Raw genomic sequence first — 13101 nt, 5'->3', positions numbered from 1 at the left:
ATCCATGCATCATGATTGAAATCCTTCCCTATTCCCTCGTCCGTTATGCGAGTCTGCCCGTCGTTACTTTTGCCCCATTTCAGCTGACAGACCTGGAGCAGCGCCTTCAACGTATGCGCGCCATGCAACTTGGGCGTTCGCTGCTGCAGACGGCCATCTGCGATAGCCTGTACGAATTGGTGCAGACGGCGCCAGGCGATGCCGAACGTGTCAATCTGATCCGGCTCAAACGGATGATCTATAACAACAAAACCATTGATGATCGATTACTGGCCGACTGTAGCCCACTGCTGCCGCCGGCATTACAGGCAAAACTAAGCAGGCTCTTTGATCTGATGACCGCTATAAATATTGCCGAAAATGACCAAGAAACACATTACCAACAACATCTTAGCAACAGCCATCGCCACCTCCAACAGCTGGCAGGCAACCCCTTATTACAAAATGGACTCCTGTTGTCCAGTCCGGTGCTTTACAGCCAGCTGCCCGACTATATCACCAAAGATCCCAAAGAATTTGGCCCGAAGGAATGGCGGCTGATCTTCAGCCTGCTGCGTTACCTGACACGAATGGTCTTTAAAACCTCGCCATTTAGCAGCTTCACCTATACTGGACAGGCACAGTTTACCGGCCCTGACAACGAAGCTTTCGGCAGCGAAGCCCCTTCGATCCGATCTGGCATCCGCCTCCATAATGGATTATTTGAATACATTAAATCCGTCCTTCACCAGCATCCGGTCCTCAACGAATATCTGCTCGTGCAACTCAACAGTACCGTTAGGTTAGAAGAAAATAAGCTCTCCTTTTTGTTTAACCACCATAATATCGAATCCTTCCAAAAACTTCCTGCTGCAGGGCTGCAGCGCTACATTTTTGAACAGCTGCGGACCGCGGGCACTTGCAATATGACTTTTTCCGCGTTGATTCAGACACTGGAATCTGTGGTTGCTCATGCAGACCGGCCCCAGTTAAAGCAACACCTTATGCAATTGGTGGATACAGGTTTTCTGGAACTAAGTACCGACATCTCGGCGATGGACCACCGTTGGAGCCAGGCCCTGCTGCGTTTTCTAACGGCGACAAACTGCGACCACCCCGATCTACAGCTGCTTATCCAGCTGCTCAACAACCTTGCTGAGGTTCTGGCAGCCTACCCCGATGCCAATGTAAAGCGAAGAAAAGATCTGCTGGAAGCCGCGGAAAAAGAAGTCAACAGCGCGCTTAAACAGCTCCAGGTTGAAACAGGAGCCCCCGACACAGCGATTACTGCCAACAGGGCAACAACGCCATTCAAAAAAACAAATCCCGGCCCTTTACATTTTTCGGGACGACAGCTTATTTACGAGGATTGCTACACCGACACAATAGACAGCCTTTCGGAAGCCCCTGTCCGCCAGTTTATCGAAAAAACAGATGCACTGCTGCAGTACCTTCAACCCATTGAGGCCATGGCTCCTGAAAGAGAAAAAATGCTTTCCTTTTTCAAACAGCATTATCCTGTCGGGGCCAGCGTCAATCTGCTGGATTTCTATTTCGACTATTACTCCACTGTCAAAAAGCAGGAAAAAGAGGCCGGCCCATCGCAGGCTATAAGTTCCAGTCCATGGATAGAAAACCTTGACCGGCACCTCAAAGAAATTGTGGTTCCCGGCCAGGATAACCTCAATCTTGATGCGCATTTTTTCGACACCTTGCCCCAACCTCAAAATGGCAATCAAAAAAAAGGATACTCGCGTGCTGTATTCGTCCAGTTTAACACGGAGTCTGGAGATCGCGCTTCCCAGAGCCCCCTTACTGGAGTGATCAATGCCGTCTTACCCGGGATGGGAAAAGTCAGTGGCCGCTTTCTGCACCTATTCCCCCCTGCCATGAGCGATAGCATCCGCAGGCATAATGAGCGGCTCCATCCTGCCGTGCTGAAAGCCGAACTGAGCGATGGTTCATTTTTTAACGCCAACATCCATCCCCCCTTGCTATTCCAGGAATGCAGCCTTTCGGACGAACATCGACATTATCCCCCAGAAAGACAGATTCCTGTACACGAGTTAGCTGTTTGCCATATCGAAGGAAAAGATTTTCTATCCTTGTTCTATCAAGAGCAGGAAGTATTTGCTTACGACCTTTGTCTGGAATCGTTTTACAACCGATCCAATTTCTATCAGCTCATGGCACATTTTAACAGCGAAGACAAAGTCTACCTGCAGCCTTTTATAAACTGCGTCGACCGATATTATCTCCCTGAGGATCCTACCACCAAGCCCGTGATTCTGCTGCCACGTATGGTGTATGCCAAAACAGTCGTTATCCGGCGCAAAACCTGGTGCATCCAACGGCAAGCCATCCCTGTACCTCAAGGTAGGGAAACCGCCGCACAGTATTTTTTACGGCTCAACAGCTGGCGAGCGGATGCCGGCATACCCGCTGTTGTCTTTTTATTTTTACGGAAAAGGGCCTTTGTGCTTGACGAAGTCGTCTCCGCCCAAAACGCCCAGAAACTTTCGCCCGACGATTACAAGCCCCAGTACATCTCGTTTGAGCAACCGATCCTGGTCGATCTTTTCATCCGTTTACTGGCCCGTGCCGGCCAGTACCTTATCCTTGAAGAAGTGCTTCCTGACCTCGGTCCGACAGCAGAGTCAGCACAGGATCAGGTTAAAGAATATCTTATCCAATGGTATAACTACTAACAAAAAACAATGAAAAGCCAATGGTTATCTGTACACCTTTATAGTGCTGTGGACCTGGACCTGCTCCTGCTCCATATTGTCAGGCCCTTTCTAGCACGCTATTTTGCTCCTTCCTCCGGAAATTGTTTTTTCTTTATACGTTATTGGGATGAAGGAAGCCATATCCGTTTGCGCATGAAGGTGCCTCCCGTTATGGAGTCTGTTCTTCTTTCCGCACTCAACCAGCAGATCCGGTCAGTGCCATCACTGGGCTGCAGGCTCAAGGCCGTTGCTTACGAACCCGAAATAGACCGCTACGGCAATGTGGATACGATCCATTTTGCCGAGCAATATTTTTTCCTTTCCTCCCGCTATATTTTAGCCCATATTGTACCAAAACCGCAGCGTGGCTCCCCTTTGCCTGCGGCCATAGAGCTACAACTGATCCTGCTCAAGGCACTCGGTTGGGAAATCCCCCAGCTAAGCCAATTGCTCGATCATTTTATCGCCGGATGGATACGCCGCCTGTTCGATCCCTTACAGGATCCCGAGGAAGAACATCGGTTTTGGTCAGCCCAGTTCGAAAAAAACTTCAGTCGCAAGGCTGCAGCCTTTAGATCCACTATCGCTCAGCTCTGGAGCGATCTCGACCGTAAAGACAAACTTGATGACAGGACGGACTTCTTAACTACAAGTGCACAGCTGCTCCGTACCTATATGGCAGCTGTCGATCATCCCCAAAAAAGGATTGCTATATGTGCTAGCCTGATTCACATGAACAACAACAGAGTTGGCCTGTCCAATCTGGATGAGGCCTATGCTTCCTATTGTCTTCGGCATTCTTTACATACTATTTTATCTTCCCAAAACCCCTGATGAAAATGCTTTTTCACAACCTCCAGCGGCAACGGCTGAACGAACATCTTGAACAGGTAACCCAAGATATCCTCCAGGCCTGCCATCAGCATGAAAAGGGACTGTATTGGTTGAGTCCATATTATACCAGTGCAACGACCTACGATTTTAAAGTCACCACCGACCTTTTTCAGGGCAATAGCGGTATTGCCCTTTTCTTCCTCGCCCGCTATGCTTATAGCGGGTCCCAAGCCGATCTGCATATCGCCCAACGGACGATGGATTTTGTCACTGATCACCTCGCGCAAAACAGCCCGCAGGCCTTTGGTCTATTTACAGGACTTTCGGGAGTAATCTATACCTATATCCGATTGTTCGAACTGGGGAGCGACCCTCAGTATCTGGATCGGGCCCATGCGCTAGCCCTGACCTATCAGGATCAACTTGTGCGGCAGACCATTAAAGCCGATCTGCTCAGTGGCTACTCGGGCAGCCTATTTGTGTTTACCCTGCTACAGCATTATCGTCCCGAACCTGCACTGATCCAGTTGATCCAGCAACTGATCGATCGCCTGGTCCAGGAAGCACGTCCGTCCGAAAAAGGCTTAAAATGGGACTACAACCAATCCAAATCCGCTTACGATAGCCTTACCGGATTTTCCCATGGAGCCTCAGGCATCGCTTACATGCTATTGCAAGTAGCCGAATATTTTGATAATAAGGCCCTGTTGTACCTTGCTGAAGAGGCACTACTCTACGAAATGCAATATTTCCATGCTGATTTTGACAACTGGCTCGATCTACGTCTCGGAAGTCATCGGCTCCAAAGCGCCAATGTACAGCAATGGGAACTAAAAAACTTTCTTCCCCACATTCAGGAGCTCAATTCCTGGGCACATGGTGCCGCCGGAATCGGTCTGGCCCGGCTCGCAGCCTGGCGGGCAACGGGTAAGGCAGCATATCTGGATCAATGCCGCAGCATCGCCAAAAAATGCAGCGCCGATATCCTCCGGGGTGACCGACAGGACTATACCGTTTGCAGTGGGTACACCGGTCTGCTGTCCTATATGCTCCACTATCCCCATACCACACAGGAATACAGTGGTGAGCTATTCCTGCATGTCATTGATAAAGCGCAGCAGCAGTACCAGACTACCGGCAGTTACAACAGCTATATTTCTGCTGGCCGTGAAGACTATGGCCTGCTTTCGGGCGCGGCCGGCATCGGGTACAGTATTCTGCAGCTGCTCAACGACAGGATGTCCACCGTCCTCTGTCCGCGTCTACCAGCCGCCCCGAAATCGGCTCAACAAGCCTTTCAATTAAGCCTTTCAGAGCTGCAGCGCGGGCTTTTGGAAAAGTACTACCCCATGACCCTACAACAGTTAGAGGAGCAACCCGCCATGCGCAAGATCCTTGATCAGGTGAACGGCATCAACGATTTTGAAAATAGCTTGAACGAGCTACTGCTGCAGGCCGGTCAAGCCCCTAAATTGTGGGCCGTTTTCGCACTGGAACAGGCCAGAAATAAAAAATGGAAAAAACATAAGGGCCACCTGTGTTACAGTAGAAAAAATGCCTATATCAAAAGTAAGATCCAGCAGTTAGCCCGCTCCAACGTCTCTGATCTGGCTGAGCATTACTTTGTACTGGCCGACCACGTCAGCCTATATCTACTTAACGAAGACCTACGGAAAGTACTGGCGCTCAATGCAGACAGGCTGGCGGTTCTATTTATAGCTGACGAATGGGGTGTCAGCAGCACCTACATTGGAATGATCAGTACACTGCTTGTACAAGAGGTGGAAGACAGCCCCTTAATAGGATCCGAATTGAATGATCGGGTCAGCAACAAGCTAAGATCCCGGATAGGCAAACAAAATGATTATAGTTCCCTGCAGGCCCACATATCCGCTCAGATCCGACTGCTGTTTGAAAGTGGTATACTGATCACGACAGAACTATAAGCAAGGAAGTCAGGTACTCGACCTGACTTCACTATCCTTATAATTGCATTAACAGATTACCGTAGTACATCTAACCGGAGGGTTATGATGATCGTCTGTGGGCTCGGTATGAGTCGGTTCGGACACATTACCCAAACCACCGGACAGGCGTTTTGCCACCTCGCTATCGATACTTGTTACAAAACTTTCTAATTGGAGATCCTCCAGATTTAATTTGATTTTTTCTACTGAATCTTTCATGACTACTAAGTTTAATTGTAATGCCTACTATGATAACGGGTTTTCAGCTTATCCCCGGTTGCAACAGTACTAAGTTAATACTATTGCAACATAGTTGCAAATAATTTTAAGATCAAATTATTTTCTTTGAAAACGTTAGATACTGGCTTAAGATTCTAAGAAGCACATCAGTAGATTCACCCAACAATTTTTGCCCCATTGTCGAAAAAAGGACGGGCCTATTTGTAGCGATACAGCTACAGTAATCTTACTTAAACTTAAATACAATAATTTTCAATATAATTTCCTTTAAATTTGTTTTACAAGCCATTAAATTAAACTCCAATTAAATAAAAATTAACACAAAATTAACAATCACAACATGGACAAGAAAAACAACAAGCCGACACCAACCTGTAATTCAACTACTTATGAACCACCTCGCCTCCAAGTGCAACAACTCGCCTTAGAGCACAGTATTTCCGCTGGCTCAGTTCAGAATACGGTTACCGAGTCCTGGGAAACCGAAAAGCAGATAAAGGAATTGGAATGGTAGCAGCTTATAGGGGATCCTGCCATTTAACGAAACAGCAGCTGTCTTGGAAAGGGCTGCAATTGGTTTAAACTGGATATAAAGTAGTAGAATTTAAGATTGTTTTTTAAGAAAAGTAGAAATATGAAAAGTAACCTAAGGTATAGTTGTATTAGCCTTTTATTTGTTTTGGTTATACTAATCAATGCCTGTAATAAAAAGAATTCAGATATTACCGGAACAAACGGTTCCACGGTACGATTAAATATAGGACAGACCTTTGCTTTGCAGAGTGGTAATAGCAAGGCCGCTGCAACGGAACGAGGCATCAGCGAGGCATCGCAGTCTAGAGAAATTCCTTATAATGACCAATATACACTCGTCGCTACGCTAAGGGAGGTAGGAATTGCCAGTTCCTCTTCCAAAGCTTCCAAAACCAAAGCAGAAGTACGCGCGACAAGTGAACAGAAAGCACTAAAAGAAGGCACTTCTTATTATGTAGCAATTTTCGATGCTTCAGGTGAATACCTAGAAACAAAATCATTTAAACAGGGTGAAGGCGCTAAGGATTTTACAATAGACAACGGTAAATATACCTTCATCATCTATGCTTCTGGGACAAATACTCCCTTGCCCTACTTAAATTCGGGAGCTACATTGAATACCGCAAAGTTTGAACAGCTGAGCGCCGATCATGACCTGATGATCGATCGGATTCCTTTTGAGGTAAAGGATGGCCAGAATGAACTTAATGCAACATTAGCTCACCTTTTTACGCAAGTGACGTTGAAGTTGGATGCTTCAGCGGTTGGCGAGATCAGTATTGGCGGTGGAGCAATAAGCCCTTCACATGCCAAAGGATCCATTGATGTCGCACTTGCCGAAAGAACCGTCTCTTATCGTGGAGCCGTAGCGTCAGTACCCCTCGTATTCCAAAACAAGAGCGGCAAAGTTATTTATTCAGATTCGACATTTATTGCAGCTGCTGCAACAGTAGATGGCACAATCAAACTAAGTAACCTATCTGTCAATGGCAGTACCCCTAAAGATGTGGTTCAAGCTGGCTGGAATCTCCGTCCAGGGGTAAAGTACGAGTTAGCGATTAATCTGAAGGCACCAGTTGCTCCCGTTATAACAGTAGCAGGCACCGATTGGAGCATAGGCGATCTAATGTACAGCGATGGGGTCTATCAATTCGCAGCGCCCAGTGACGAAAGTATTTACTATACTTGGTCGCCATCACCGGAAGATCAGACTGAAGCTTTTTGGTATATGGATTTTGACGATAGCGTCAAAGGCATGCGGATGTACCGTGTAAACGGGTCCTATGCACAAGAGCCTCTAGCGGTAGCCAATCAGGATCCCTGTACATCAGTAAAACCATTAAATTCTTGGCGACTGCCTACCAGTGACGAAATCGTTAGACTGATGTCCGGCAATACCAAAATATATCACGCACGATATGATACACAAACTAATAGTTATCTGCATACAGGTCTGTTTTTTGGTATTGACTATCAGCCTGAAAAGTCCGAAATGGATAAGTACCTATATTTTCGTTCTTTCTACTTTATATCCGCTGGGATGTATCGTTTTGCACCAACGCCACAAAGTGCCTACCTGCTGGCAGGAAAAAAATACCTCTCCTTTCAGCAGCCTTATAGCGACGACAAGCGGACGACTTTAGGTGATTATGAGATCAAGCCACTGACTTTTAGGCCGAGCGTATCAGCCCCTAGCGAAGCTGTTAGAATACGTTGTGTTAAAAATAAATAGTTCAAAAATGAGGCGCTTTTACAAAGAAGCGCCTCAAACTAACAAAACCACCCAATTTATGTCAATTTATACATAACTCCATTAGCAGTGCTACCAGTTCTGGGGTGAACAAGTGGCTGTTGCACTTAACAAGGATTAATTATTTTTTGCATTTGCCATCCGCTCCCGCAAAATTTTCTCGCGACTGGCATCCCAGTATTTACAGTCTAGTTCAATAAAGACTGAGCTATACGGTATCAAGGATTCCGTTTTCAACACAATAACCTGAAAAAGGGAGGCTGCTTGATCCATTTTGCGAAAAACTTCCTCATGGATCAATGGCTGCGGTTTAATGTGATTAAATAGGGTATCCAAGCTAGCTTTATAATCTTTTAGGCCTGGTGCAATATTTTCATCTAAGTACTGCAATTCTTTATCAGCATAGAAAATAGGGCTGACATGAGCTTGCTGATTGATCAATCCGACAACCCCACCCAGGACTTCCGCCATTGGTTTTTCTGTGTCAATAACAATCATATTTTCTCCTGCTGGAGCTGGATAGGCTTTGTCCACAACCAACACCCAATTGCGGTGGCCCAGCAAGGGGAGCTTTTGCGAAAATGCTTCATACCAGTCTTGCTTTGGAACCGGATCCCCTAAATGACGGGAAGATGACTTACAGCCAATAAGCATACAGAGAGAAAAAATCAAGAATAAATTACCTAGCTTTATTTTCATAACCATTGTATTTTTAATTTATCGCCTTTATTCATCGTCAGCTTATCCTTGAAAATAACAACCAAACGTTCGTTTGTACGTTTTAACTCGGCAACAGCAATGGACTTGTCGTTCTGCAAAACCTCTACCTTTTTCTTATCCGTAGCCAGATCAGCGGAATCTCCTAAATGGAATTCGTTGAGGACCAACTGTCCATAATGTAATGTCAACTGACACTCACACTTACCAGCTTGTTTTTGTTGCGAATAAGTTCCCCAGCCCATGGCTGTTGTAAAAGGTGCTTTAAAGTCAGCTGCCCCAATTTTGGGCGCAAAACCAATCCGCCCTTTCGGGCCATGGTAAATGAAACCACAGGCGTTGATAAATGTACCATAACTTGCCATGGCCCGTGCATAATGATCACTGCATTCTATTTCATTAAAAGGGTTTCGTTTTGCTGCATGATAGCGGTCATGTATTACTCTTGTCAATACAAGACTTTCATCAATCATACCCTCCGCCATCATATGCGCGGCAACCTGATGCTCAAATCCACTCATACATTCGTGGAAATAGCCCAGTTGCCAAGTGGTATTATCACCATAGGCTTTTTCCTCATTTTTAGGATTAGTGTTCATCACCATTCCTCCCTCCCCAGCAACTGCATAAGGTCTGCCACCAAGATGTGTCTTAATATATGGCCCCACGTCCATTGTAAAATTATATTTCCATAGCGCTTTTAATGCGGAACGTGTTTTTTCCTTATTATTGATACGTGGCATATCAACCTGAAAGCACCAAGCCTGCCCATATACCTGATCGATGTGACAAGTATTATACGACCCTAATTTCTTCCTTCCGAGCACAGCGTCCGGACGATGGATATAGTACTCGCCATTAAAGAGCTCCTTATCCATATTTGCTGATCCTTTTTTGACATAATCCAAACAGGTCTGCTCAAATTTTTTATCGCCTACTTCATTAGCCATATACGCAGCGGACTGTACGGCCGCTAGACAAAGGCCCACAATCCAGGCAATTTCACCTTCCCAAACCGCATCCAAGGTATTTTCTATTGGTGTATCAGTCATTCCATCAGCATTCTTATCCTGATTAAGAATAAACTGGACGGCCTGCTTCAGCTTCGGCCAGTTCCGTTGTAAAAACGTACTGTCCTTGCTGGTTTGATGATCCCGATAAAAACGCAGGATAACGCCAGCCTGCCCATCGATGGCGGGTCTTTTTTCGTATTCTGCCCGGAAGATAATTGCACCGGTTTCTGCCTGAAAGCCCACTCCCAGATCGGTTACTTCGCGTAAATTGCGCTCAATATCAGGAAATATACGTCCCATAGACTGTCCATACTGCCAGACATGGGTACAGGTGCCCGCGCAAGCGCCGACACCCTCCCAGCCCCAAAATCTTCCGGAAGCAAAACGCATGGTATTTGCCGTAGCCAGCGTACCAATATTGACAAATGTTCGATCCATAAACCAATGGGGCAGTGTTGTATTATTCCAGGTCTGTTGCCAAGCCAACGTTTCTGCATCAAGTTTTCCCTTATTTGCGAGATAATATGCTATCACCGCCGCTGCATCTTTAAATTTTGTACCATACCAATAGCCATCTTTAGCATCTTTGATATGTTGCTGCAATTTTGGATGAGGATTATTAAAGTGCCAGGAAATGGCAAAGGAAATCTGACTATTTTCTTTCACCTTAAGTGTACGCTTTACGGTAAAAGCACCTACCTGAAAATCCGAAAAGTCCACCACTGAATCATTATTGTCAGGTTGTAAGTTTTGCGGTGCAATTGGCCAGTCCTTGAGTCTCGTCACGGCTTCGGCCCGAGGGTCTATACAGGTAAAGGCCATTGTCCCGTAATCTCCCGCCTGTTTGGCACTATCAGGGACTTGATCGCAACTGTAGCTGAGCACTTTAAAGACCGATTTTTCTACGACTTGTGACACTTTTTTTACCGCATTAAAATCTTTCCGCCCTTTGTGTACCCCATTTTCCATCCATCCCGTAAGGACGACTTCAATGGCTGTCTCGACTTTGTTGCGCAGTTCGACGTGCAAAGTTGTCAGGGGTAAGGAAGAATTGTCTTGATCCAGAGGAATAAACGGTGAATAAGCGGTGAGCACAACATCCACAGGGAAGTCAGCACTCATGTAGGTTATACGACAGGTCGGATAAGTAGGTTCGAAAAGAACTTCGTCCCAATGATTTTCTCGCAATTCTTTGACGACATGTTTGCCGTTCAAAAGAACGGAAACAGCAAATCCTTGTTCCATACTACGGAGGTTGTCCGCAATAGCTGGCTCAACATAGGCCGAACCGTCGCGTGGCCGAACACGCACAAGCTCCTTGCCGTTATTCCATAGCACATTTTTAGGCTCGATACCCTCCTGTTCACCGTCATAAGCTGTATTAAATAGCTGCCATAACCATAAACGCCCATCGCCGCCGATATAAACTGTGCCTGCATGCAGACCACCTATAGGCATACCAATATATCGTAACTCGTTTTTACTCTTTTTGTAGACAATCTTCTCGCCTCTTTCATATAAAGAGGCGAGCCATTTTTTATCAATATTTTTTTCCTCCGGAATGTTATGTATGGGATTATCCCAGGCAAACATGGAGTTTGACCATACCGGAAACCTACTCGCTATCACAGCTAAGCCAAGCAAGCCGGTTTTTTTAAAAAAGCTTCTTCTATCCATTTGTTCTATTGAATTACCATCCAGGATTCTGCGGAAGTAAATTTTTGTTTCTGTCTATTGCACTCTGTGGAATTGGCCACAGATAATTTTTATTTTTATCAAATACGCGTTTCTGTGCGAGGAAACGCGGTTTCGTCCAGTCTCCAATGGCATCGTTCTGATTGCTGTTGATTCCTTCAGCCGGCTTGCTCAGAATATCTTCGGCTATTTTCCAGCGTAAGATATCAAAATATCGTTTATGTTCAGCAACGAATTCATGCCGCCGTTCCTCTCGGATCAATTGACGCATTTGGACTTGATTTCCCAGTTCGGCCGCAGTCACAGCGGGTAATCCTGCCCGTTTCCGAACTTGGTCAACAGCAGCCTTGATCTGCACGTCGCCAGGACTAAATTCATTCAAGGCTTCCGCTACGATCAACAAAGCCTCTGCATAGCGATAAATCGGCCAATTAGCAAATCCCTCACTCGGTTTTGTATATTCCGGCTCGTTAAATTTTAAATACATATATCCTGTAATTCCGCCTCCTTCACTATTGATTTTTTCACTTTTATTAAAAGCCGGATGTGGTTGATAGGCTACATATTGCCCATTTGGACGCAGTACGGGAACACCAGGTAACATAAAAGTCTTTTTCAACCTAAGATCACGTTTCTCCCAGGGATTAGCAGGATCGTACTGTGACGATTCACGGATACCTTTTCCATCTGTACACAGGTAAGAATCAACAAGATCCCTTGTTGGGCAAAAACTCGCCCAACCATTTCCGGTAATCCCCGTCCCTGAAGGTGAAGCCAATACAGGGGTCATATGGGTAATCTTATCTGCCACATATTGGCGCGCAAGAATTACTTCGGTCGTATTTGCATTATTCGCCTGTTTAAATACTTCGGCATAATCGTCTACCAATGAATAGCCCAATTTTTGTACCTCCACAGCCGCCTCATAAGCCTGCCGCCAAAGCGCTGTTGCCGGTCCGTTTTCATGAAACTGTTTGATACTGGCTTGATACAGGTAGATATTTGCTTTTAGCAAATAGGCTGCGGCCTTATTGATTCTTCCTTGATCGGCTCCCGTAAATCGTGTCGGTAAATGATCAATGGCAAACTGCACGTTTTCGAGTGCATATTTCAAAACTTCTTCTTTATCAGTTCTCGGCAAAGCACTTTCGTCAATGGCAACTGGACTTTCTTTAATTAGGGGAATATTACCAAAGTGCTGTACCATACGCAGGTATTTCATGCTCAGGACGAACCTTGCCTCAGCTTCAAAACGTTCTTTTTTTGCTTGATCAAAGCTCATTCCTCGCAACCTTTCCAAAAAATAGAGGCATTTACGAATATCATCATAACGCCATTCTTCGGAAATATATCCCGTAGCTGCATTGTGATTTCCCATGCTGATATAGCCTAATCCATTCTCGCCCCAAGCGTTAGTCATTGCTGAATTATCACTTTGACAATCCCGCCAAAAATCCCGTGCAGTCGGCAATGCAGTATATACTGCATTTAATCCGACCAATGCATCATTTTCCGTCTTCCAATAAGTGGTTTCGGAGGCTTGAGAAAGCGGCTCGCGTTCAATAAATTTTTCGCAGGCAGAGGCACTGAAGAGAATGCCCAAGCATACAGCTGATCTAAATATATATTTGTTAAACATTGTA

8 protein-coding genes are annotated in these 13101 nt (G+C 45.7%); 4 read left to right on the top strand and 4 right to left on the bottom strand.

Going from position 1 to position 13101, the window contains the following annotated elements; all coding sequences use genetic code 11:
- The first annotated feature begins 179 nt into the window (after positions 1-179).
- Genes ACK8HY_RS01300 through ACK8HY_RS01290 form a run of 3 tightly spaced genes read left to right on the top strand, consistent with a single transcriptional unit; the run spans position 180 to position 5488 of the window.
- Entirely contained in the window at positions 180-2687 is a 2508-nt protein-coding gene (locus tag ACK8HY_RS01300; RefSeq protein ID WP_416132961.1) for a lantibiotic dehydratase, read from the top strand.
- A gap of 9 nt (positions 2688-2696) precedes the next feature.
- Entirely contained in the window at positions 2697-3542 is an 846-nt protein-coding gene (locus tag ACK8HY_RS01295) for a thiopeptide-type bacteriocin biosynthesis protein (protein WP_416132460.1), read from the top strand.
- On the top strand, positions 3542-5488 hold the full coding sequence (locus tag ACK8HY_RS01290; protein ID WP_416132459.1) for a lanthionine synthetase LanC family protein: 1947 nt from the start codon (positions 3542-3544) through the stop codon (positions 5486-5488). The genes ACK8HY_RS01295 and ACK8HY_RS01290 overlap by 1 nt, the downstream gene beginning before the upstream one ends.
- A 48-nt stretch (positions 5489-5536) precedes the next feature.
- Here the strand turns inward: ACK8HY_RS01290 and ACK8HY_RS01285 are convergent, their stop codons facing one another.
- Positions 5537-5728: a pinensin family lanthipeptide gene (locus ACK8HY_RS01285; RefSeq protein ID WP_120258748.1), complete on the bottom strand. Its 192-nt coding sequence runs from the start codon at positions 5726-5728 to the stop codon at positions 5537-5539.
- Between the two features lie 655 nt (positions 5729-6383).
- On the opposite strand from ACK8HY_RS01285, the gene ACK8HY_RS01280 reads away from it, so the two are divergent.
- The gene (locus tag ACK8HY_RS01280) at positions 6384-8015 is read left to right on the top strand and encodes a hypothetical protein (RefSeq protein ID WP_416132458.1); all 1632 of its coding nucleotides are present in this window, start codon (positions 6384-6386) and stop codon (positions 8013-8015) included.
- A 135-nt stretch (positions 8016-8150) separates the two neighbouring features.
- Here ACK8HY_RS01280 and ACK8HY_RS01275 read toward each other — a convergent pair whose 3' ends face one another.
- The 3 genes from ACK8HY_RS01275 to ACK8HY_RS01265 are packed head-to-tail and all read right to left on the bottom strand — an operon-like array spanning position 8151 to position 13097.
- Complete coding sequence (locus tag ACK8HY_RS01275) at positions 8151-8732, bottom strand: hypothetical protein (RefSeq protein WP_416132457.1); 582 nt, start codon at positions 8730-8732, stop codon at positions 8151-8153.
- On the bottom strand, positions 8729-11440 hold the full coding sequence (locus ACK8HY_RS01270) for a GH116 family glycosyl hydrolase (protein WP_416132456.1): 2712 nt from the start codon (positions 11438-11440) through the stop codon (positions 8729-8731). Before ACK8HY_RS01270 ends, ACK8HY_RS01275 begins: the two co-directional genes overlap by 4 nt.
- 13 nt (positions 11441-11453) lie before the next feature.
- The gene (locus ACK8HY_RS01265; RefSeq protein WP_416132455.1) at positions 11454-13097 is read right to left on the bottom strand and encodes a RagB/SusD family nutrient uptake outer membrane protein; all 1644 of its coding nucleotides are present in this window, start codon (positions 13095-13097) and stop codon (positions 11454-11456) included.
- Between the last annotated feature and the right edge of the window lie 4 nt (positions 13098-13101).

Origin of the sequence: Sphingobacterium sp. NGMCC 1.201703 (assembly GCF_047784615.1) — a bacterium.
In the GTDB taxonomy this organism is placed as follows: Bacteria; Bacteroidota; Bacteroidia; order Sphingobacteriales; family Sphingobacteriaceae; genus Sphingobacterium.
This window is presented reverse-complemented; position numbering and strand designations above follow the sequence as displayed.

What these genes read in the sequence shown, in the direction of transcription:
- ACK8HY_RS01295 (WP_416132460.1), top strand. Translation starts at nt 2,697, where the DNA reads ATGAAAAGCCAATGGTTATCTGTACACCTTTATAGTGCTGTGGACCTG.
- ACK8HY_RS01290 (WP_416132459.1), top strand. Translation starts at nt 3,542, where the DNA reads ATGAAAATGCTTTTTCACAACCTCCAGCGGCAACGGCTGAACGAACAT.
- ACK8HY_RS01285 (WP_120258748.1), bottom strand. Translation starts at nt 5,728, where the DNA reads ATGAAAGATTCAGTAGAAAAAATCAAATTAAATCTGGAGGATCTCCAA.
- ACK8HY_RS01280 (WP_416132458.1), top strand. Translation starts at nt 6,384, where the DNA reads ATGAAAAGTAACCTAAGGTATAGTTGTATTAGCCTTTTATTTGTTTTG.
- ACK8HY_RS01275 (WP_416132457.1), bottom strand. Translation starts at nt 8,732, where the DNA reads ATGAAAATAAAGCTAGGTAATTTATTCTTGATTTTTTCTCTCTGTATG.
- ACK8HY_RS01270 (WP_416132456.1), bottom strand. Translation starts at nt 11,440, where the DNA reads ATGGATAGAAGAAGCTTTTTTAAAAAAACCGGCTTGCTTGGCTTAGCT.
- ACK8HY_RS01265 (WP_416132455.1), bottom strand. Translation starts at nt 13,097, where the DNA reads ATGTTTAACAAATATATATTTAGATCAGCTGTATGCTTGGGCATTCTC.